Here is a 21,766-nt window from a genome sequence, read left to right as displayed (position 1 = left end):
AATAATTTCGTAAAATAAATATTTCTTTTCAATTATATTACAGCATAAAAAAGGAAATATATGCAGGAGAAAATCAGGAGAATGCCTGCTCTAAATATAGCATTTCCCCTTCGGTAATAATGCCTTGACCGTTTGTCAGCTCTGTCATCCAGGCGGTATATGCTTCTTTTTGTGTTTCCTCCACATATACAAGGATGTTGACCTGATCAAGGTACATAATTTCCTTTATTTGATAAACGGAAGACCGCAATTCGTTTTCCAATTTTCCAAGCCAAGTATAGTCGACAGTTGTCGAAATGACCCTCATTAATTTTCTAATGACTACACCTGTAGTATCTATTCCTTCTGAAGTCGCTTTACTATAAGCACGAATGAGGCCGCCAGCACCAAGTTTGATACCCCCAAAATACCGTGTGACCACAACTGCGGTGTCTTTTAGTTCTTTTTTCTTAAGAACCTCAAGGATAGGGACGCCTGCAGTACCGCTTGGCTCTCCGTCATCGAGGGCCTTTTGGACTTGGTTTTGTTCCCCAATCATATAGGCTGAACAATTATGTGTGGCGTCTTTGTGCTTTTTCTTGATCTCCTGGATAAAGGCCTGGGCGGCTTCTTCTGTTTCGACACGGGCGATGTGGGAAATAAAACGGGACTTTTCAATGACGATTTCATGTTCCCCGCGACCTGTCACCGTTAAATATTGAGTAAGCATTACTATTCCACCTTCGTACTTCCTATTAGTTGATTCATTATAAAGCTTTGAGGAAAATGTGGCAATGATCAGTCATTTTTATGTAGTATGTGTAAAGAAACTTTAATATAAGAAAAATTTGTACGTGTTATAATAAGTTCTATTGTTTGTTATTGTAATTTGTTGGTCATTTATGCTTAAAAGAATAACATTGTAGGAAAAACATTGAGTTTTGTGCCAAAATCCTTGCTTGTCCATTTCATGTCCTCTCATTTCAAGGATTTTGCCATTTAATAAATGCATCTGTTTCATATAATAATCAAATGAGCGGAATATCCCATTTGATTGAATAGGTTCATTTGTATTAGGATAATGGAAATGGACGTTTACCTTTAATAGGTAGAGTAGACTATTATGTTGTCCATAATAGACATGAATACGAGATGTATACCATATATGTCCATTTTGTGAATATCCGGTAATGAAATTAACGTATTTTTATTCTTTTTTTGGTACAATATGTTCATGAAGGTTACTTCATCCAAATTTGACCATTCATGAAAAAGGAAAATGAACTTTTGCCATATACATAGTCTTTAAGACAATAATGATTAAGTCTTTTGATTTAAGTGGAGGGATCTTAATGTCCATAAAAAAAGTTGATGCTAAAGCATTGGACAAGATCTTAGAAACAATGGTGAGCACTGTTAGTGAAAGTAAGGATGAAGTCTTTGATATCGGCGAACAATGCCGCAAAGATTTTGAATCATTAACAAAAGAGCTTGATGATGTAAAAATAAGGGTCGCCATTGTGATAACCGACAGCGATGCACTGGATTCAAAAGCCAGGTTTGCTCGAAAAAGGCTTTCCGAAGTCAGTATGCACTTCAACCATTTTTCTGAAGAACAGGTGCGCGATGCTTATGAAAGGGCACATAAGCTGCAAGTCGATTTACAAATAAACCGGCAATTGGAGAAAGAGCTCCGTAATCGCCGGGATGAACTTGAATTAAGGTTAAGGGGTTTACAGCAGACGATCGATAAAGCCGTACATCTCGTCTCGCAAATCTCGGTTGTACAGAATTATTTAACTCAGGACCTGAAGTTTGTTGGGGAAGCGCTTCAAGAGGCTAAACGCAAACAGGACTTCGGTTTGAAAATAATCGAAGCGCAGGAGCAGGAACGTAAAAAGCTCTCACGTGAAATTCATGATGGTCCGGCTCAAATGTTGGCAAATGTCATGATGCGTTCAGATCTGATAGAACGTGTACAACGGGAGAGAGGTCCTGATGAAGCGATCGTGGAAATCCGCAGTTTAAAAGTCATGGTAAGAAATGCTTTATATGAAGTGCGCAGAATCATCTATGATCTTCGTCCTATGGCACTGGATGATTTAGGCCTTGTACCTACCCTCAGAAAGTACCTGCAAACGACCGAAGACTATAATACTGGCGTGCATTTGAATTTCGTCAATCTTGGGCAGGTCAAAAGGCTTCCTTCCGATATGGAGGTCGCTTTATTCAGGCTGGTTCAAGAGGCTGTACAAAATTCATTGAAGCACGCGGAGCCAAAACAGGTTCAAGTTAAACTGTCCATTTCCAAAGAGATGGTGACCGTCGTCGTCAAAGATGATGGAAAAGGGTTTGATTCTTCAATTCAAAAAGAAGGTTCCTTTGGCTTGGTAGGCATGAGAGAGAGAGTCGAGCTGCTTGAAGGTGAAATGACGATCGATTCACAACCAGGCGCAGGCACTTTGGTGTTTATACAAATTCCCTATCATTTATAAATTATAGAGAATAGGCATTATAAATAGAAACTAGGAGGAAGAAGCCGTTGAAGACTAGTATCATCATTATCGATGACCATCAGCTTTTCCGTGAAGGCGTTAAGCGTATATTAGATTTTGAATCATCCTTTGATGTTGTTGCCGAGGGCGATGACGGAAGCGAAGCTATGGATCTCGTTGAAGCACATAAACCAGATGTTGTTATCATGGATATCAACATGCCGACCATGAATGGGGTCGAAGCAACAAAAATGCTTGTGAACCGTTACCCTGAAACAAAAGTCATCATCCTTTCCATTCATGATGATGAGAACTACGTACAGCACGCGTTGAAAACGGGAGCACAAGGTTACCTGTTGAAAGAAATGGACGCAGATGCGTTAATCGATGCCGTTCGCGTAGTAGCTGAAGGCGGCTCATACCTTCATCCGAAGGTTACCCATAATTTAGTTAAAGAATATCGCCGCTTAGCAGCTGAAGAGGGCGCTGATCGTGATTCCGTACATACAATAGAAATCAGGAGGCCGCTTCACCTATTGACTCGACGTGAATGTGAAGTCCTTCAACTTTTAGCTGACGGAAAAAGCAACCGTGCCATCGGCGAAACTCTATATATCAGTGAAAAGACAGTCAAGAACCATGTGAGTAACATTCTTCAGAAGATGAATGTGAATGACCGTACACAAGCGGTTGTCCTAGCCATTAAAAACGGCTGGGTAGAAGTGAAGTAATTGCAGCTTTCGATAAGTCCGGCTCTTCAGTTTCCGTAACGTGCTGAAGTGCCGGATTTTTTTTTCGCATGCCGGACTCACTTTTGGTTTTACATATTTATGGTAATCCAGGAACTGTTTAATGAAAATAAAGGCGTTTTCAGATAAAAGGGTGAATAAGATATAGAGTAAATTTTTATAAGGATGGTACTATTTATGAAAACCGCAGTCGTAACAGATAGCACTGCATATATACCTAAGGAAATGCGTGAACGTTTACATATACATATGATGCCGCTTAATGTCATTTTCTCCAATGAGGCTCACCGGGAAGAAGTGGATATTGCTGCGGATGAGTTTTATGAGGAAGTAAAGAAGCATGATAAATTACCTACGACTTCACAGCCTCCAATCGGACTGTTTGTCGAGAAGTTCGAGGAGCTGCAAAAAGAATATGATGATGTCATTTCGATTCATTTATCGAGTGGCATCAGTGGTACGTATCAAGGTGCGGTATCGGCAGGAGAAATGGTTGAAGGAATCAAGGTTCATGCCTTTGACTCGGAAATCAGCTGCATGGTCCAAGGGTTTTATGTGATCGAGGCTGCTAAGATGGCACTTGATGGACAGGGTGCAGGAGAGATCATGGCCAGGCTCGAGGAAATGAAACCGTCCGTCAGGGCATACTTCATGGTAGATGACCTATCCCATCTACAGCGAGGTGGACGCTTAAGCAGTGCCCAAGCATTGATTGGCAGTCTGCTTCAAGTGAAGCCGGTTCTCCATTTTGTCGATAAAGTCATCGTCCCGTTCGAAAAAATCCGCACCAGAAAAAAAGCAATGAAACGGATTGCTGATTCACTTGGGGATGATGCGGCAAGCGGGGAGAAGTATAAAGCCGTCATTATTCATGCAAAGCGTGAGAGTGAAGCTAAAGACTGGAAAACCGAACTTGAAGCACGGTTCCCGAATGTCGAATTCGACATCAGCTATTTCGGTCCAGTAATCGGAACCCATCTGGGCGAAGGCTCGATGGGGATGGGTTGGTATAAAATATAAGCAGAGACGTCCTTCCTCGAAAATGGGGAAGGCTTTTTTTTGTGGAGCAAAGAGGGAAAAGGGATTTGAGTGTAAAAAGCGAATAATATTGGAGAAGTGTAATTTATGAAGAAAGAAGGTTACAGTTTGGAACAAATGATCATTTCTCCCCCTTTTTCCTCGGAACTTCAAAATCATCTCTCAGGAAGACATCTTTTGGCCTTCGAAATTCCTTTTTCCCAAGAACTCATCGCCGAGCATCTCAAAAATGGGTATGTTTCGGAAACGTACGGCGTGCAATCAGAAAATGGTCGTTTTAACTGTGTGCGCTGCGGTAACAGAGATCCAGCCTTGTTTTATACCTTCCCGTGCAGGATATGCAATCGGGATTGTACTTACTGCCGCTCATGCATCATGATGGGACGGGTCAGTGAATGTGCAAAGTTATATAGGTGGACTGGTCCCTGTTTGCAGTTTGCCATTCCTGATAAGTTGATGAGTTGGGATGGCACTCTATCTGCAGGGCAGCAAACGGCCTCGCACTGTGTCGTTGATGCGGTAAGCGGGGAAAGTGAATTTCTGGTTTGGGCTGTATGTGGTGCCGGTAAGACGGAGGTCCTATTTGCAGCCATTGAGGCAGCCTTACTTGCTGGGAAACGAATCTGTTTAGCAACACCAAGGACGGATGTCGTTCTCGAACTCTCACCAAGGTTAAAAAAGGCTTTTCCCTCCATTGATGTCTCATCCTTATATGGCGGCAGTGCTGATCGCCATGGGTTTTCGCCGCTTACAGTTTCCACGACCCATCAGCTTTTCCGCTTTATAGAAGCCTTTGATGTCATCATTGTCGATGAAGTCGATGCGTTTCCCTACACGGCGGATGATTCGCTCCATTATGCGGTTAATAAATCGAAAAAGTTTTCGGCCGCAACCATCTACTTGACCGCAACACCTTCGAAACGTATGCAACGATTATACCGAAACGGCAAATTGGAAGCTGTGACAATCCCAGCCCGCTACCATCGTCAGCCGATCCCTGTCCCTGAAATGAAGTGGTGCGGTAACTGGCAAAAACAATTTCTTAAGAAAAAGATTCCACCGGTAATTAACAGGTGGGTGAGTGAACGCCTACAGCAGAATATCCCCTTCTTATTGTTTTTTCCAAGCATTCAAGTGATGGAGCAGGTCATTCCGCTGTTTCAAATGCTATCCCCTAAATTGAATTTCGTTCACTCACAACACCCAGATCGAAAAGAAAGAGTCATGGCATTAAGGAATGGCGAGGTTCCAGGATTATTGACCACGACCATCCTGGAACGAGGCGTCACGATTGAACGGTTGGAAGTAGCCGTGATTGGTGCTGAGCATGACGTTTTTACAGATAGTGCCCTCGTTCAGATTGCAGGCCGTGTAGGGAGAAGCAAAATTCACCCTACAGGGACGATTACCTTTTTTCATTATGGTAAAAGTAAAGCCATGGTCGAGACGATTAACCATATCCGAATGATGAATGAAGCTGCCTCAAAAAGGGGGCTGCTGGATGAGTAGATGCCTCGTTTGTGATGAAGGAATAAAAGAAGCGTTGACGTGGGGGAGCCTGTTCAAGCGGTCTGAGGCAAAGGCAATCTGTGAAAGATGTGAGGGGAAGCTTCATGTGATAACCGGAGAAACATGTTCAATCTGCTCAAGGGAGATGGACGGGAATTACAGCACCGGTGACCACTGTCTGGATTGCTCAAGATGGGAAAGGAATAAGGAATGGGCAGGCTATTTATCCAGAAACATATCGCTTTTTCATTATAATGAATACCTAAAAGATATTATTGCCAAATATAAGTACCGAGGCGATTATGCATTGGTTGGGATTTTCGTCCCTTTTTTGAAAGATAGGCTAAAGGATATGGAGTTTGACCTGGTAACGGTCATTCCGCTTAGTGATGAACGGCTTAGGGAGCGTGGATTCAACCAGGCACAGGCTTTGGCAGATCTTCTTGGACTGCTTACTGTTGATGTCTTAACGCGGATCCATACGGAAAAACAATCAAAAAAATCACGTCGAGAGAGGATGGCATTACCGCAGGTTTTTCAGGTCACACAATCGGATTTGCTGCAGCATAAATCCATTCTGATCATCGATGACATTTATACGACGGGCACGACCCTCAGGCACGCTGCCAAGGCATTAATGACAGCTGGGGCGAAAGGCGTATCTTCCATTACTCTGGCTAGGTGAAACAGCTTATTTTAATGAACTTCCCTAAAGTATCGCTCGTATTATTCGATATATACAATACTGAAGAATAATCGTTGTGAAGGTGAAGGAGGGGCCTCAATGGAAGTATTCAATTGTCCAAATTGTCATTCATTATTCGTTATGACGAAATTCCGTGATGTTTGCGATGCCTGTTATAAAGAAGAGGAAGCCCAATATGATAAAGTTTATGCATATATTCGCAAGAAAGTTAATAGAACGGCGTCCATGATACAAGTGGTCAAGGACACAGGCGTGGAAGAAAATTTGATTATAAAATTTGTGAGAACAGGTAAGCTGAGGATTGCGCATTTCCCCAATTTAGGCATTCCTTGTGAAAAATGCGGCACTCACATCAAGAGCGGAAAGTTATGCGGCAAATGCAGCGATTCCCTCGTTATGGATTTGCAGGCATATGAAAATGAGGGAAAGCGCCTAAGTAACATGCGAGAAAATAATAAAAAAAATGCGTATTACATGAAGGATGATCAAAAAGGATAATTCATGGCAACATGATTAATGATTTGTTAAAATATTCGATATTGAGAACGATGATCGTCAATAGGTGGTAAGATTACAAGAAACCATAAAAGATATCCCTTCCTTGTCGATAATAACGATAGGGAGAATCACACAGTCCAGACCCATTCTCATGGTCTGTGAAGGAATCGTAATATAATGGGATTAAAAAATCAACCGAAGGAGAGGATCTGGAATATGAAAATCAATAACGTCGGTATGACAGGTGTTAACCCATATAATCTTCAAGCCAATAAAGCGGGGAATATCAAAGAATCTAAGGTCAATGCCTCGGATAAAGTTGAAATTTCTTCAGCGGCAAAAGAAATGCAGCAACAATCTTCCATTCCTGCTGCAAGACAAGCCAAAGTGAATGAACTGAAAAGTCAAGTGGAAAACGGAAATTATAAATTGAATGCACAAGCGACCGCTAAGGGTCTGATAGATTTTTACAAGAAATAAACGCTCAATGAAAATGTTTAAAGGAAGTGGACGGAACCATTCTCCGTCCTTCATTTATGAGCAGAGGAGGCAGTGGGAATGTCTGTACGGAACATCATCGAGTCGCTTGGAAAATTGATCAAACTTCATAAAAGCTTCAATCAATTAGCGATTAGAAAAACGGCCATTTTGAAAGCAAATGATACAGAGGCAATTACAGCCCTGCTGATACAGGAACAAACGCATATTAAAGCAATCAATCAAACCGATAAGGAAAGAGAAGAGGCAGTTGCGGAATATCTTGCGGCAAATGGAATTGAGGGACATTCGGCCTCCATCAAGACCGTAACGGAATTAACAGGACCAATTGAAACGGAAATCCTTGAACGGTTAAAAGCTAAATTGATGGATGAGGTATTTAAGTTGAAGGAGCGGAACAGTCTAAATCAGCAATTGATCTATCAATCCCTTCAATTCATCAATGTCTCTTTGGATATGCTAAGGCCGCAGAATCAGAACCTGAATTACGGGAACTCGGTTGAAAAACCGGCAAAAAGCGGCATGGGAATGTTTGATTCAAAAGCATAAGAAACAGAAAAAAGATGGAGGTTTGAGTAAATGATTTCAACCTTTATGGGTCTTGAGACGGCTAAGCGCGGGTTATCCACCTCTCAAGGTGCTTTGTATACAACTGGAAATAACGTGGCCAATGCCAATACATTAGGATATTCAAGGCAGCGGGTCAATTTGGTGCAGACGTCTGGCTTTCCTACTGTCGGATTGAACAGCCCGCGGGTAGCCGGTCAAATCGGTACCGGAGTAGCGGCAGAAACGGTACAGCGGATCCGGGACAGTTTCCTGGACGCGCAGTACAGGACACAAAATAATAAAATCGGTTATTACGGGGCCATGAGCGAATCCTTGACGAAAATGGAAGGGATCATGAACGAACCAACCGACAGCGGTTTAGCCGCAACAATGGAGAAATTCTGGAATTCACTGCAGGGATTAACGGCCAATACGGAAAACTCAGGGGCGCGTGAAGTTGTTGCCTCGACGGGCGTAATGGTCGCGGATACCCTTAATTACTACCACAACTCGCTGACCAGCGTTCAAACGGATATCGGAAATCAGATAAACGTCAAAGCGAACGAAATCAATACGCTCATTAGCAGTATTGATCAACTTAATCAACAGATCAGTAAAGTGGAGCCCCATGGTTATATCCCCAATGACCTTTATGATAAACGTGATGTACTTGTTGACAACCTCTCTCAGCTTGTCAGTATAAAAGTGACTAACGTCATCCCGACGGATTACGGCAGGGCCAGTGATGCAGCTACAGGGCTATATAACATCGAATTAATGAAAGAAGATGGATCATCCTATACGCCGCCTATCAATCTAGTCAGTGTTAACCAAACTGGGATGATAGGAACGTCGAAGCTCGAAGTTAACTATGATAAAACGACAGGCATGGTAGATGGCGTGAAATTTGGTTCGAAAATAATGACGGATTTCAAATTCTCAGGAGAACTATCAGGTTTGATCAACAGCTTTGGCTATAAAAAGGATGATGGCACGATCGGGGGAGCTTACCCTGATATGCTGAAAAAGCTCGATAATATGACGAAGGCTTTTGTGAATGAGTTTAATGCCATCCATAAACAAGGATATGCGTTAGGTGACAGTAAAACGTCCACATTGAACTTCTTTGAAATTGAACCAGGCAAAAGTGCAGCCCAAAGCATCAAGGTGAACAGTGAGATCGTAAAAGATCCCTCGAAAATTGCCGCAGGCGGTAAAAGCGGAGGGGCATCCGGAGATAATGAAAATGCTAAACTCCTGGCTGACCTGAAGAAGAAAGCGTTTAGTGAGTACTCGACTAAGGACCAAAATTCAAAGGAATTGGCAGGAAGCTTCGACTCCTATTATTCAGGAATCATCGGCAAGCTTGGGGTGGATTCCCAAAGTGCCCAAAAGAACCTTTCCAACTCTGTCGTGCTCGCTACATCCGTTAATCAAAATAGGGAGTCAGTAAGCTCCGTATCCCTCGATGAAGAAATGACGGATATGATCAAATTCCAGCAGGCATACAACGCTTCTGCAAGAATGATGACGATGATGGACGAAATGCTCGATAAAATCATAAACGGAATGGGTACTGTAGGCCGATAATAGGAGTGAACGAACATGCGGGTAACGCAATCGATGCTAACCAATAATATGTTAAGCAATTTAAGCAGCAGTTACGAGAAGATGGCCAAGCTGCAAGAGCAGGTATCTACTCAAAAGAAATTTACTAAACCATCGGACAATCCTGTTGCAGCCATGATGGGAATGGGATACAGGACGAATCTCAATCAAATAGGGCAGTATCAGAGCAACATTTCTGAGGCGACAAATTGGATCGACAGCACGGATGATGCCATTAGTGAAGCAGTTTCTGCCATGCAACGGATTCGCGAGCTAACGGTTCAGGCCAGCAATGGAACGTATGAAGGCGAACAATTGAAAAATATTTCAGAGGAAATCAAGCAATTAAAAGAACATCTCGTAACACTTGGTGACACACAGATCGGCGGGAAATATATTTTCAACGGTCAGGATACGAATGTGAAGCCTTCGTCCGTTAAAGACGCCAATGGAAATATCGTATATGGCAAAGGGGACATAAACCTTGAAGTGTTTTCCGGGATTTCCCTTAAAATCAATACGGACGGTTCGAAGGTTTTTGGAGAAGCGCTTGCAAATGGTGGGAGCATCGACAAAACAATTGATGCACTGGAAAACGGCGGCGACGTGAGCGGCATGCTTGAAGGGCTTGACGCAACGATAAATACCTTCTTAGGCATGCAGGCCCAGGTTGGCGCAAGGCAGAATCGGATTGAGCTGATGACGGACCGCCTTAAGCAGCAGGAGGTCTTTGCTACCGAAATCCTTTCGAAAAATGAGGATGTCGATATCGAAAAAGCGATCATGGATTTGACGACCCAAGAAAGTGTCCATAGTGCTGCATTAAGTATCGGGGCAAAAATCATGCAACCGAGTTTATTGGATTTTCTTCGCTAAGCTATTCTTAAATGGATAGCTTTTTTCTATAAGGAGTGTTGATGATGCAGTTTCCGCAAATTAGATTGCAATCCAACTCAATGAAGATCGGATTGAATATCGAACAGCCTGTACAGCAAATAGAACAAAAGCCAGCAGTCCAATCAATTGAACAGCCGCAAGCGATCCTAGAAATCCATACGACCCCAGGCAAGCTGACGATCGATCAGACAAAGGCCAGGGAGGATATGGATTTGAAAAGCCTCTCCAAGCGAGTGGAGGAATTCGCGCAGCAAGGATACCAGGATTGGCTAGCAGGCATGGCTCGACGCTCGCAGCAGGGGACGGAGCTAAGGCACATTGAAAGAGGCGGCAGTCCGCTCGCTGATCAGGCCAAGCAAAACAGCAAAGGGGCGGAGAAGCAATTCAATCTTGGCTGGATTCCCTCCCATTTTAGCGTAAAGCTTGACTACGAGCCGGCACAGGTGGAGATTGAAGCAACTGCTCAAAAACCGATCATTGATGCTCAAATCAATACACCGAACCATACATACACACCAGGCAGTGTGGATGTCGAAATTCTACAAAAAAATGCACTGGGTATAGATTTCATCAATTTATTTCCGGATGAGATAGGTGAGTGAAACAAAGATGATTCTACAAACAAAATTTCATGGCGAAATCGAATTATCGGAAGAAGAGACTTATCGATTTGATAGCGGGATACCGGGGTTTTTAGAAGAAAAACAGTTTTGCTTGCTAACTTTGGATGACACGCCCTTTTTCGTCCTTCAATCAATAGAAACAAAACAGGTAGCCTTCATTATGACGAATCCATTTGATGTATTTCGTGATTACGAAGTGAAGCTTCCGGATGAGGTATTATCTTCTTTACAAATAGAAACGGAACAGGAAGTCGTTACTTTCGTTATATTAACGATTCAGGACCCTTTCAATGAAACGACGGCGAATCTCCAGGCTCCCATCATCATCAATCGCTCTAACAAAACGGGCAAGCAACTTATCATGAGCGGCAGTGAATACCGTACAAAGCACAGACTGTTTGAATCTCCAGCAGAACAGGGGGGAAGTGATGCTTGTATTGACTAGAAAAGTGAATGAAGCGATCATGATTGGCGATGATATCGAAATAAAGATCCTGTCCATCGAGGGCGAACAGATCAAGCTCGGTATCAATGCCCCGAAAAACGTCGATATCCATAGGAAGGAAATCTATCTGTCCATCCAGCAGGAAAATAGCGAAGCCACGAAAACGGAACCCAATCTCCTGGAAAACATAAATGAGTATTTCAAGAAAAAATCGTAAAACCCACTAAATATGTTTCCAAGCAGGTCGATATTACATATACAACGATGGGCAGTGAAATAGGCGGCAGACTTATTCACTGCCCATCGTGAACAACCACATGGATGTGGGAACTTAAAACTCAAGGAGGAAACATAAATGATTATCAATCACAATATCTCAGCTCTAAACACGCACCGTCAATTATCAAGTGCAACGAATGCACAATCTAAATCAATGGAGAAACTTGCATCAGGTATGCGCATCAACCGTGCAGGCGATGACGCTGCAGGTCTTGCAATCTCTGAAAAAATGCGTGGACAAATCCGCGGATTGGATCAAGCTTCCCGTAACTCACAAGATGCGATCTCTTTAATCCAAACAGCTGAAGGTGCTTTAAACGAAACAACTGACATCCTTCAACGTATGCGTGAACTTGCTACTCAAGCAGCAACAGATACAAATACAACAAACGACCGTGGCGAAATCCAAAAAGAAATAAATTCTTTAACATCTGAAATCAACCGTATCGGTAACACTACTGAGTTCAATACTCAAAAACTTTTAAATGGTGAAAAAAGCGGAGCAGCAGTTGCTGAAAAGCCGGCTGTAGCAGGAGAATTCAAAATTGCCTTTGAAGGAAAAAACGTTACAATCGGTGGACAAACATTCACATTCGATGCCGCTGCTGACGGAACAGATAAAACTAAGTTTAAGGATGTAGATCAATTAATTGCTGGAATTAATGATGATGCTACATTGAAAGTTTCTTATACAGCTTCAAAAGATGCTGATGGAAATGTGAAATTGGAACAATTGGCTGGCAAAGAATCAGCTACTGCTCCAGTTGTTACAGGATTAACTGCAACTACAACTAAAGCAGGATCTGAAAAGGTTGAAGCGGTTGCTGCTGATCCAAACAAGAGCCTTAAATTCCAAATTGGTGCTAATGAAAACCAAAGCTTAACACTTGATATTGGAGACATGAGAGCAGAAGCTTTAGGTATCTCTTCAAAAGGAACTGGAAATGCAGACTTAGCAGTAACAGACGGAACTAATAACGTTACAACTGAACAAGCATTAAATGTAGGAACTCATGCTAGTGCTGCTGAAGCAATTACAAAAATTAATGACGCAATTAATACAGTTTCAGCAGAACGTTCTAAATTAGGTGCTAACCAAAACCGTTTAGAGCACACAATCAACAACTTAGGTACTTCTTCTGAAAACCTGACTGCTGCTGAATCACGTGTACGTGATACAGATATGGCTAAAACAATGATGGAGCAAACTAAAAACTCTATCTTGGCTCAAGCTTCTCAAGCAATGCTCGCGCAAGCAAACCAGCAACCGCAGGGCGTTCTTCAATTACTACGTTAATCTTTACTTTGTTTTCATTCAAAAAGACTCAAGATATTTTTATCGAGTCTTCAGTTTGTAAACAAAAAGGTGTCGGAATGCTCTCATTCCGACACCTTTTTTATTGGATTTGCTACCATTATAGAGATATCCATCTCACAGTTCGAGGACGTGTATAGGGTAAAGCTGGTGTGATTTCTTTGTCATAATGGTAGTTTGTAGTTTCCGCTTATTCGTACTAGCTTGCGCATGTGTGGAATCAACAAATATATCTCTACAATCCGTTTTTTTGTAGACTATATTAAGATTCGATAAAAGATAAGTTCAAAATAGTGTAGATAAACGAGCTCTATCTAAATGTTAATACAAAGTTGATTGGAACGGAGGGTGCTAGACTCCTGCGGGAAATGCGAGGCTCCCGGACCGCCCGCGGAAAGCGAGTGCCTGAAGTGGAATGAAACGTTCAAAGTGCAGCTCCTCTAAATTAATGGGCATATGAGTTCTATCTTATATTTAATGCAGAGTGGAGTAAAAACCAACTAGACTCCAGATATTCTTCTGGAGTTTTTTAGTAGAATCTCTATTATAGAAAAGGATCATTCATGATAGTCTGCAGTTGAAACCAAAATCAAAGCTTTACTAAATATAAAATTGTAATTACCGATATAAAAAATAAAGACATCATATTGGGGGCTTTATAGATGATGGAGAGTTTGTCCACGAATATTCTTTCCTCACAACTCAGAACAGCCATCTCGGATGGAATCAGTTCTTATTATCAGCGTGAAATGAATACGCTAGCCTATTCTGAACAAAGTGTGGAATCCAATCAGCCTACAAAAGAAAAGGTGCAGGAAGTGGTTGATAGTTTGAACACCTTCTTGAATCCAACTCATACGGCCGTTCGTTTTGAATATCATGAGAAGCTGGATGAGTATTATGTCAAGGTTGTGGATGACGTAACGGATGAGACGATTCGAGAGATCCCTCCTAAGAAGTTATTGGATTTCTACGCGGCAATGACGGAGTTTGTCGGCATCATGGTAGATGAAAAAATATAAGCAGGTGATCAATTGTGGTACGAATCAGTGGTTTAGCAAGTGGGATGGACATTGATGAATTAGTTAAAAGCATGATGCAGGCGGAACGGGTGCCTTTGGATAAATTAACACAGAAAAAGCAGTATTCCGAGTGGCAGCGAGATGATTACCGCTCGATCAATACGTCTTTATCAGAGTTGGATACGCTCATTCGTGATGGAATTGGGAAGCAGTCTTCCTTTATTAAAAAGAAGGTGTCGGTATCGAATCCAGATGCTGTATCAGTGAAAAATATAAGCTCGACAAGTGATTTTACTGGAAATATCAAAGTGAACGGGCTTGCCAAAGCAGCCACCATGACCAGTACAGATAAATCAGCCGTTACTGATCCGAAAAAGAAACTATCGGAATTGGGTATTACGACACCTCAAGATATTACGATACTGGCCATCAATAAAGATGGAGGCGTTGATACGGAAGTAAAAGATGGGGTAACGATCGAAAAACCTTATACGCTTACCCTTAATGCGGATGATACGTTAGAGAGTGTTATCAATAAAATTAATGCCAACTCGGGTGTAACTCTGTTTTTTGATGAAAATTCGCAGAAGTTTTCCATCACTGCTAAAAATACCGGTGATATAAAAGATCGCCCTGAAATTGAATTAGGGGGTACCGGAGATTTCTTCAATACGCTAAAAATGAGCAATAACAATGAAGGTACTGGCGGCACAATCGGGGAAAATGCATCGATTACTTATAATGGCCTGGACATTTCTCGGCCTTCGAATACGTTTCAAATCAATGGAGCGGAAATAACGATAAAGCAGAAAACGACGGATACCGTCACATTCTCTTCAACAGCTGATGTGGATTCCATCTTGGACACAGTCACTCAATTTGTGAATAAGTACAATGAAATCATTAAAAAGGTTCAGGATAAAACAGGCGAGGCGAAATATCGCTCCTTCACCCCGCTTACAACCGAGCAAAAGAAGGCAATGACAGAGGATGAAGTGAAGCTGTGGGAAGAAAAGGCGAAGAGCGGAACGTTAAAAAGCGATTCGACATTAAAAAGTCTCTTGACCACAATGAGGTCATCTCTGTACACCTCGGTAGACGGGATCACATGGAAAAACAATCTCAGCAGTTTGGGAATCACCACCACCAAAAATTATTTGGAGGGCGGTAAATTAACGATTGATGAGGACAAGCTCCGGGCAGCCATTAGTGAGGATCCCAATGCGATTTATGATATGTTCATGGCGAATGGAACGGAAAAAGGCGAAAAAGGACTGGCGCGCCGTTTGCGGGATGATATACAATCCTCAATGAAAACGATAACGGAAAAGGCCGGGAAAGCTGGATTTGTTAATAACTCGTTTACCATTGGGAAGCTGGTTAACGGATTAGATACCCGGATCTCATCATTTGAAGCAAAGTTAACGAAATTGGAATCGCGCTATTACAGCCAGTTCACGGCCATGGAAAAAGCGATTCAAAAGGCGAACAGCCAAAGTTCATCGTTAGCTTCTTATTTTAGTTAAGGTAAGTCTGAAAGGAAGTTATGTATGGCGATAAATAATCCATATCAATCGTATCAACAAAATTCAATCAATACGGCATCCCCGGGAGAGCTTACATTAATGCTATATAATGGCTGCCTAAAGTTCATCATGCTTGGGAAGAAAGCCATTGAAGCAGGAAATATCGAAGCGAAAAATACGAACATCATAAAGGCGCAAAACATTATCCATGAATTGATGGTGACGCTGAATATGGATGTCGATGTATCCAAAGATATGATGAGTCTGTATGATTTCATGAACCGACGCCTAATAGAGGCGAATGTAAAAAATGATATGGCAGCCTTGGAAGAAGTGGAAGGTCTCGTTACTGACTTCCGGAATACTTGGAAGGAAGTTATTCAGTTGAATCGAAAAAAACAATTTACCCAAAGTGGTCAAGTGTAATGATGATTCAAACCTTTCATGATTTGACTGCTGAATTACTTGCCGTTCTGGAAGATCAGGCGATGGCTGAACGTGATGATAAAATAGAAAGGATCATACAGCTGATTGATCAGCGGGATGAGCTGCTTTCTCAAATCAAGCCGCCTTTTACTGGTGAGGAGCAACAGCTAGGCCGCGCAACGATGTTGCTAAACCAACAGGTCGACCGCTTGCTGATGCTCCAAAAGCAGGAAATACAGAGGGATATCCAGGAAATTAATAAGAAGAAACAATCTTCTAATAAATATACGAATCCGTATGAGAATCTAACAATTGATGGCATGTTTTACGATAAAAGAAATTGATTACCCGACCGTTTGGATTCCAAACGGTTTTTATATTAAATATTTTTAAATTTTCTGTAAATAATTTAGGCTTAATTTTTTCTTTATGGCTAGGCATTTGTTATAATGAAGCTAGGGCAGACATCAACCCTTTCCAAACCTTCCGACAATTGTTTCATAATTTCGACATATTTCATGATGTGTTTCTAAAGGGAACCGGAGGGGTATTGTAGAATCTAACTGTATAGTCTTAATTTAAGGAGGACTCACTTTATGAATTACAACGTACGCGGTGAAAACATTGAGGTAACTCCAGCAATTCGAGAATACGTCGAAAAGAAAATTGGCAAGTTAGAACGATATTTTAACAATACACCAGATGCAAATGTGTTAGTGAATTTGAAAGTAAACAATAATACATCCAAGGTCGAAGTGACGATTCCTATGCAGAATTTGGTTCTTCGCGCTGAAGAGGAAAATGCGGATATGTATGCTGCCATTGACTTGATCAATGATAAGCTTGAACGCCAAATTCGTAAACATAAAACGAAGGTCAATCGTAAATTCCGTAACAATCTATCTACGACTCCCGAGGCATTTGCCTTCAATACGGAAGTTGACGAAGTGGTGGATGAATTCGAAGATGAAAATGATATTGAAGTGGTCCGCAATAAGCGCTTTGATTTAAAGCCGATGGACAGTGAAGAAGCCATTTTACAAATGAATATGCTTGGTCACAGTTTCTTCGTATACACGAATGCGGATACTAACACAACGAACGTGGTGTACCGCCGTAAAGACGGACGCTACGGATTAATTGAACCTAGTTAATGATGAATCCATGATCAAAAGCACAGCCCAGCAAATGGGTTGTGCTTTTTTAATTTGATAGATTACTATTTGTTGATATTTGAGGGAGATTACATAAAAAATGACCGCGTCACTTGTTCTCTAAAAAATACAAAATGATAGATAATTCTTTACAAAGAACTTTTGTTCTTTAATGAGATAAACGGGTCGTTTGGTCTATTCTATTGCCCCTTCCTTTTGTACTATACTCGAATTGTTAGTTCTTTAATAAGAACATTTTGTTGTTTATAAAAAACAATTTAATCAAGGTGCAAAGGGGTTGGATTTTTTGTATCAAAAGAATTGCCGTGCGTGCCATAGGGCTTCTTTTAGCAGTGCGGAACATGGAAAGTGGCTTTGCCCGACATGTGGTGAGGACTTAACCGTGCAAAAAGCCTTGGATGAACTTACAATGGAGAGAATTAATGTGGCCCATCGAATGAACAATAAGAGCAATATTTACTATTTTGTAAACAAGCGAAATTAAAAGCATAATAAATGAAGTGAATTATCTCAATATTGTAATATTTTGTCGTATAAAAGTTTTGCATTTTGGTAGTTTTGCGACATAATATAGCAATATATGGAGTGCGTTTCCGTTATAATATGATTAAAAGGGATGTATTTGGTAATAAGTACCACGACAAAGGCAAACTTATTGAAAGATGAGGGCGCAAAGGCACAGGTCTAAGGTCCTCGAGACTATGATGGCTGGTCTGCCTGAAATACAAAGAGTATTTTAGGAGGTAGAAGAGGTGGCAAATGTGGAAATGGATCAAGAATGGGTGAAGTTGATTTCAGAAGCAAGGAGCTTGGGTTTTAAAAAAGAGGAAATTAGTGCTTTTTTTGAACGGAAAAGCCTTGAGGTTACATTAGAAGAAAATGAAAGAAGCTAAGTATCGAAAATAACAAGAACATCCCTATAAACAGCGGTTTCATTCATTAGCGGTTTATAGGGTTTATTCCTATAGGTTATTCTAGCAAGTCGAGTTTATTCGAGCTGTATTTTTTAGGATTATGTAGGTAGACTAAAACACTTCTATTCTTCTTTATCTTTTCTCCATTTATTAAATTCGATGAATTCTCTGAACTGTTGTTTTGAAACGCCTGAATTCATAGCTTCCTCAACGATTTTCATCCAGTCAGTGTCCAAATTTTCCTTTTTGGGTGCATCGTAAAGAAGGTCATTAACAGGAATGTTAAGTACGGCGGAGATTTTTTCGAGAAATTGAATAGAAGGATTCGTTTGTAAGTTCCGCTCGAGCGAACTTAAGTAAGACTTGGCCACGCCGGCTTTATCGGCAAGTTCAGTCATTGACATTTTCTTTTCTTCTCGCAGTTTTTTTACACGTTCACCAATCATCAATACCACCTCGAAACATGTTCTTTTTATCTTCTGATTAAAATTATTAGTAGCCCACCTTAAATCATTCAAAACATGAAGCCTGTAAGGTTGGATTACCTTGACATGCTATCGCTAGAGAGTATAGTGCATCTAGTGATGGAAGGTTATGGATAATTTGCATTTGCATGGAATAGTGGGGAGTGTACAATATATTTCTTTACTTCCTTCTATTTTAACAGCTTTACTCCTCATTTATCCAATGTTTTTCGCAAGAATTGAATTCAGATCAATAAGCATGGAAGTGACATGAAGTTGTACCTCTAGGATAGAAGTGGTAAAATTAAGCGTGATTAGTAATGATAGAGGGTGTGTTCCTTCTTACTTATATGAATTTTGTCAAAAATCAATGAACGATCATTACCATAATAGAGGAGCGTTATTGAATGCTTAATATATTAAATAAAGTTTTTGATCCGAATAAGCGAGAAATCAAACGTTTGGAAAAAATCGCTGATCAGGTCGAAGCGTTGTCGGATGAGACGGCTGCGTTATCGGATGAACAGTTGCGTGCTAAAACGGGGGAGTTCAAAGAGCGTTATCAAAACGGGGAAACCGTTGATGATCTGCTAGTTGAGGCTTTTGCGGTTGCGCGTGAAGGGGCAAAGCGTGCTCTAGGTTTGTATCCATACCGCGTCCAAATCATGGGAGGGGCATCCCTTCATGATGGCAATATCTCCGAGATGAAAACAGGGGAAGGTAAAACATTAACATCCACCATGCCGGTTTATTTAAACGCGCTTACTGGTAAAGGTGTACATGTCGTAACTGTCAATGAATATTTGGCACACCGTGATGCCACTGAGATGGGTGTATTGTATGATTTCCTCGGTTTGACCGTCGGATTGAACTTGAACAGTCATTCTAAAGAAGAAAAACAAGAGGCGTATAATGCTGACGTTACGTATAGCACGAATAATGAATTAGGCTTTGACTATCTTCGGGACAATATGGTGCTATATAAAGAACAAATGGTCCAACGCCCACTGCATTTTGCTGTCATTGATGAAGTCGATTCGATTTTGATCGATGAGGCAAGAACGCCATTGATCATATCCGGTGCTGCACAAAAATCGGCCCAGCTCTATATCCAAGCCAATGCGTTTGTGAGAACGTTACAAAAAGACACCGATTATACGTATGATGAAAAGACAAAAGGCGTTCAGCTTACAGAAGATGGGATGAACCGTGCTGAAAAAGCGTTTAATATCGATAACTTGTTCGATATTAATCACGTGACTTTAAATCATCATATAAATCAGGCGTTGAAGGCACATGTTTCCATGCATTTGGATGTGGATTATGTTGTCCAAGAAGGCGAGATTGTCATCGTTGACCAATTCACAGGCCGATTGATGAAAGGCCGTCGTTACAGTGAAGGTCTCCACCAGGCAATTGAGGCGAAGGAAGGCCTTGAAATTCAAAATGAAAGCATGACACTTGCGACGATTACTTTCCAGAACTATTTCCGGATGTACGAGAAACTTTCCGGTATGACTGGTACAGCCAAAACGGAAGAAGAGGAATTCCGCAATATCTATAATATGAATGTCATTGCCATTCCGACAAACAGGAATATCGTCAGGGATGATAGGCCAGATCTTATTTATGCTTCAACTGATGGAAAATTCCGGGCTGTTGTGGAAGACATCGCCGAGCGTCATGCAAAGGGGCAGCCAGTGCTTGTCGGTACGGTAGCTATTGAAACGTCTGAAGTCATTTCAGCTTATTTATCTAAAAAAGGAATCCCTCACGATGTTTTAAATGCAAAGAACCATGAGCGTGAAGCGGAAATCATTGCGAATGCAGGTAATCAAGGTTCAGTTACGATCGCTACGAACATGGCTGGCCGCGGTACGGATATCAAGCTTGGGGAAGGCGTCAAGGAGATTGGAGGCCTTGCTGTCATCGGTACGGAACGTCATGAAAGCAGGCGTATAGATAACCAGTTGCGTGGCCGGTCGGGCCGTCAAGGAGATCCGGGGGTCACTCAATTCTATTTATCAATGGAAGATGAATTGATGCGTCGCTTTGGATCGGATAACATGAAAAACATGATGACAAGGCTTGGCATGGATGATTCCCAGCCGATTCAAAGTAAAATGGTGACAAGGGCCGTTGAATCAGCCCAGAAACGAGTGGAAGGCAATAACTTCGATTCACGTAAACAATTGCTGCAGTATGATGATGTTCTCCGTCAACAACGGGAAATTATCTATAAGCAGCGTTTCGATGTGATGGAAAGTGAAAACCTACGAGAAATCGTCGAAACGATGATTACGGCGTCCATCCAGCGCAATGTTGTCGCGTTTGCACCAATGGGGGATGAGGAAGGCTGGAATTTACGAGGTCTTGTCGATTACTTGAACGGCAACCTATTCAATGAAGGTTCCATCGCGGTAGAAGATTTAGAAGGAAAAAATGAACTGGAATTGGTTGAGTTCATTTTAGCTAAATTGAAAGTAAACTATGACGAAAAAGAAGAAGAGCTATCTGAAGAACAGATGCGTGAATTCGAAAAAGTCATCGTACTTCGTGCGGTCGATAGTAAGTGGATGGACCATATTGATGCTATGGAACAATTACGCCAAGGGATTCACCTTCGTGCTTATGGACAAATTGATCCACTTCGTGAATATCAATCAGAAGGTTTCGCGATGTTTGAAGCCATGATCGCTTCTATGGAAGATGAAGTCGCCAAATACATCATGAAAGCTGAAATCCGCAATAATTTAGAGCGGAAGGAAGTCATAAAAGGACAAGCGGTCAATCCGAAGGAAGAAGACGGGGGGAAAGTGAAAAAAGCCCCGGCCCGTAAAAAGGAAGACGTTGGTCGAAACGCGTTATGTCCATGCGGAAGTGGAAAAAAATATAAGAATTGCCATGGTAATTTAGGCTAAAGTTAGGTGTATAATGATTATGAGACGGTTAAGTGGAAGACTTGCCGCCTCTTTTCATGTTTAATTTGCATAAAGCAATAGATTTGCATATAGTTTGAAGAGGCTTATTTGTACTGATGCGAACCCAACA

General features: G+C 41.5%; 24 protein-coding genes and 1 riboswitch. Of the genes, 22 read left to right on the top strand and 2 right to left on the bottom strand.

From position 1 onward, the window contains the following. Nucleotides 1–73 precede the first annotated feature (73 nt). Nucleotides 74–709 carry a YigZ family protein gene (locus tag LQ203_RS14320; RefSeq protein ID WP_230159056.1) on the bottom strand — a complete coding sequence of 212 codons (636 nt, stop codon included), beginning with the start codon at nucleotides 707–709 and terminating at the stop codon, nucleotides 74–76. A gap of 622 nt (nucleotides 710–1,331) precedes the next feature. Here LQ203_RS14320 and LQ203_RS14315 point away from each other — a divergent pair. The 21 genes from LQ203_RS14315 (at nucleotide 1,332) to LQ203_RS14215 (ending at nucleotide 18,230) form a co-directional block, all read left to right on the top strand. Beyond that, on the top strand, nucleotides 1,332–2,474 hold the full coding sequence (locus LQ203_RS14315; protein ID WP_230159055.1) for a sensor histidine kinase: 1,143 nt from the start codon (nucleotides 1,332–1,334) through the stop codon (nucleotides 2,472–2,474). 47 nt (nucleotides 2,475–2,521) lie between these two features. Beyond that, the gene (locus LQ203_RS14310; RefSeq protein WP_230159054.1) at nucleotides 2,522–3,205 is read left to right on the top strand and encodes a response regulator transcription factor; all 684 of its coding nucleotides are present in this window, start codon (nucleotides 2,522–2,524) and stop codon (nucleotides 3,203–3,205) included. A 195-nt stretch (nucleotides 3,206–3,400) separates the two neighbouring features. Next, nucleotides 3,401–4,243 (top strand): DegV family protein, encoded by an 843-nt coding sequence (locus tag LQ203_RS14305; protein WP_230159053.1) that lies wholly within the window; start codon nucleotides 3,401–3,403, stop codon nucleotides 4,241–4,243. 105 nt (nucleotides 4,244–4,348) lie between these two features. Beyond that, the gene (locus LQ203_RS14300; protein ID WP_230159052.1) at nucleotides 4,349–5,770 is read left to right on the top strand and encodes a DEAD/DEAH box helicase; all 1,422 of its coding nucleotides are present in this window, start codon (nucleotides 4,349–4,351) and stop codon (nucleotides 5,768–5,770) included. Beyond that, a complete protein-coding gene (locus tag LQ203_RS14295) occupies nucleotides 5,763–6,455 on the top strand; it encodes a ComF family protein (RefSeq protein WP_230159051.1) in 693 nt (230 codons plus the stop codon). The genes LQ203_RS14300 and LQ203_RS14295 overlap by 8 nt, the downstream gene beginning before the upstream one ends. Nucleotides 6,456–6,554: 99 nt before the next feature. Then, nucleotides 6,555–6,974, top strand: coding sequence for a TIGR03826 family flagellar region protein (locus tag LQ203_RS14290; RefSeq protein ID WP_230159050.1), 420 nt, complete (start codon nucleotides 6,555–6,557; stop codon nucleotides 6,972–6,974). Nucleotides 6,975–7,190: 216 nt separating this feature from the next. Continuing rightward, complete coding sequence (gene flgM, locus LQ203_RS14285; protein ID WP_230159049.1) at nucleotides 7,191–7,454, top strand: flagellar biosynthesis anti-sigma factor FlgM; 264 nt, start codon at nucleotides 7,191–7,193, stop codon at nucleotides 7,452–7,454. 78 nt (nucleotides 7,455–7,532) lie between these two features. Beyond that, nucleotides 7,533–8,021, top strand: a complete 489-nt coding sequence (locus LQ203_RS14280) for a flagellar protein FlgN (RefSeq protein WP_230159048.1) — start codon at nucleotides 7,533–7,535, stop codon at nucleotides 8,019–8,021. Between the two features lie 30 nt (nucleotides 8,022–8,051). Continuing rightward, on the top strand, nucleotides 8,052–9,611 hold the full coding sequence (gene flgK / locus LQ203_RS14275; protein ID WP_230159047.1) for a flagellar hook-associated protein FlgK: 1,560 nt from the start codon (nucleotides 8,052–8,054) through the stop codon (nucleotides 9,609–9,611). A 15-nt stretch (nucleotides 9,612–9,626) separates the two neighbouring features. Beyond that, nucleotides 9,627–10,505, top strand: a complete 879-nt coding sequence (gene flgL, locus LQ203_RS14270) for a flagellar hook-associated protein FlgL (RefSeq protein ID WP_230159046.1) — start codon at nucleotides 9,627–9,629, stop codon at nucleotides 10,503–10,505. A 44-nt stretch (nucleotides 10,506–10,549) separates the two neighbouring features. Continuing rightward, nucleotides 10,550–11,128: a DUF6470 family protein gene (locus LQ203_RS14265; RefSeq protein ID WP_230159045.1), complete on the top strand. Its 579-nt coding sequence runs from the start codon at nucleotides 10,550–10,552 to the stop codon at nucleotides 11,126–11,128. 7 nt (nucleotides 11,129–11,135) lie between these two features. Then, a complete protein-coding gene (gene fliW / locus LQ203_RS14260) occupies nucleotides 11,136–11,594 on the top strand; it encodes a flagellar assembly protein FliW (RefSeq protein WP_230159101.1) in 459 nt (152 codons plus the stop codon). Beyond that, nucleotides 11,578–11,811: a carbon storage regulator CsrA gene (csrA, locus tag LQ203_RS14255; RefSeq protein ID WP_230159044.1), complete on the top strand. Its 234-nt coding sequence runs from the start codon at nucleotides 11,578–11,580 to the stop codon at nucleotides 11,809–11,811. Before fliW ends, csrA begins: the two co-directional genes overlap by 17 nt. Nucleotides 11,812–11,949: 138 nt before the next feature. Further along, on the top strand, nucleotides 11,950–13,170 hold the full coding sequence (locus LQ203_RS14250; protein ID WP_230159043.1) for a flagellin: 1,221 nt from the start codon (nucleotides 11,950–11,952) through the stop codon (nucleotides 13,168–13,170). A gap of 680 nt (nucleotides 13,171–13,850) precedes the next feature. Next, nucleotides 13,851–14,210, top strand: a complete 360-nt coding sequence (gene flaG, locus LQ203_RS14245; protein WP_230159042.1) for a flagellar protein FlaG — start codon at nucleotides 13,851–13,853, stop codon at nucleotides 14,208–14,210. A 14-nt stretch (nucleotides 14,211–14,224) separates the two neighbouring features. Continuing rightward, nucleotides 14,225–15,736, top strand: coding sequence for a flagellar hook-associated protein 2 (locus LQ203_RS14240; RefSeq protein ID WP_230159041.1), 1,512 nt, complete (start codon nucleotides 14,225–14,227; stop codon nucleotides 15,734–15,736). 24 nt (nucleotides 15,737–15,760) lie between these two features. Then, nucleotides 15,761–16,162: a flagellar export chaperone FliS gene (fliS, locus tag LQ203_RS14235; protein ID WP_230159040.1), complete on the top strand. Its 402-nt coding sequence runs from the start codon at nucleotides 15,761–15,763 to the stop codon at nucleotides 16,160–16,162. Next, nucleotides 16,162–16,506 (top strand): flagellar protein FliT, encoded by a 345-nt coding sequence (locus tag LQ203_RS14230; protein ID WP_230159039.1) that lies wholly within the window; start codon nucleotides 16,162–16,164, stop codon nucleotides 16,504–16,506. Before fliS ends, LQ203_RS14230 begins: the two co-directional genes overlap by 1 nt. Nucleotides 16,507–16,758: 252 nt before the next feature. Beyond that, nucleotides 16,759–17,316, top strand: a complete 558-nt coding sequence (raiA, locus tag LQ203_RS14225; protein ID WP_230159038.1) for a ribosome-associated translation inhibitor RaiA — start codon at nucleotides 16,759–16,761, stop codon at nucleotides 17,314–17,316. A 307-nt stretch (nucleotides 17,317–17,623) separates the two neighbouring features. Continuing rightward, on the top strand, nucleotides 17,624–17,821 hold the full coding sequence (locus tag LQ203_RS14220; protein ID WP_230159037.1) for a hypothetical protein: 198 nt from the start codon (nucleotides 17,624–17,626) through the stop codon (nucleotides 17,819–17,821). A 151-nt stretch (nucleotides 17,822–17,972) separates the two neighbouring features. Further along, a riboswitch (cyclic di-GMP riboswitch) is annotated at nucleotides 17,973–18,058 on the top strand. Between the two features lie 31 nt (nucleotides 18,059–18,089). After that, nucleotides 18,090–18,230, top strand: coding sequence for an anti-repressor SinI family protein (locus LQ203_RS14215; protein ID WP_230159036.1), 141 nt, complete (start codon nucleotides 18,090–18,092; stop codon nucleotides 18,228–18,230). A gap of 143 nt (nucleotides 18,231–18,373) precedes the next feature. Here the strand turns inward: LQ203_RS14215 and LQ203_RS14210 are convergent, their stop codons facing one another. Beyond that, nucleotides 18,374–18,697 (bottom strand): helix-turn-helix domain-containing protein, encoded by a 324-nt coding sequence (locus LQ203_RS14210; protein WP_230159035.1) that lies wholly within the window; start codon nucleotides 18,695–18,697, stop codon nucleotides 18,374–18,376. A 425-nt stretch (nucleotides 18,698–19,122) separates the two neighbouring features. On the opposite strand from LQ203_RS14210, the gene secA reads away from it, so the two are divergent. Beyond that, nucleotides 19,123–21,636, top strand: coding sequence for a preprotein translocase subunit SecA (gene secA / locus LQ203_RS14205; protein ID WP_230159034.1), 2,514 nt, complete (start codon nucleotides 19,123–19,125; stop codon nucleotides 21,634–21,636). Nucleotides 21,637–21,766: the final 130 nt, after the last annotated feature.

This window comes from Peribacillus sp. Bi96, from assembly GCF_918698115.1.
In the GTDB taxonomy this organism is placed as follows: Bacteria; Bacillota; Bacilli; order Bacillales; family DSM-1321; genus Peribacillus.
The sequence above is the reverse complement of the archived record's forward strand: the minus strand, read 5'-3'. Positions and strand labels throughout refer to the sequence as shown.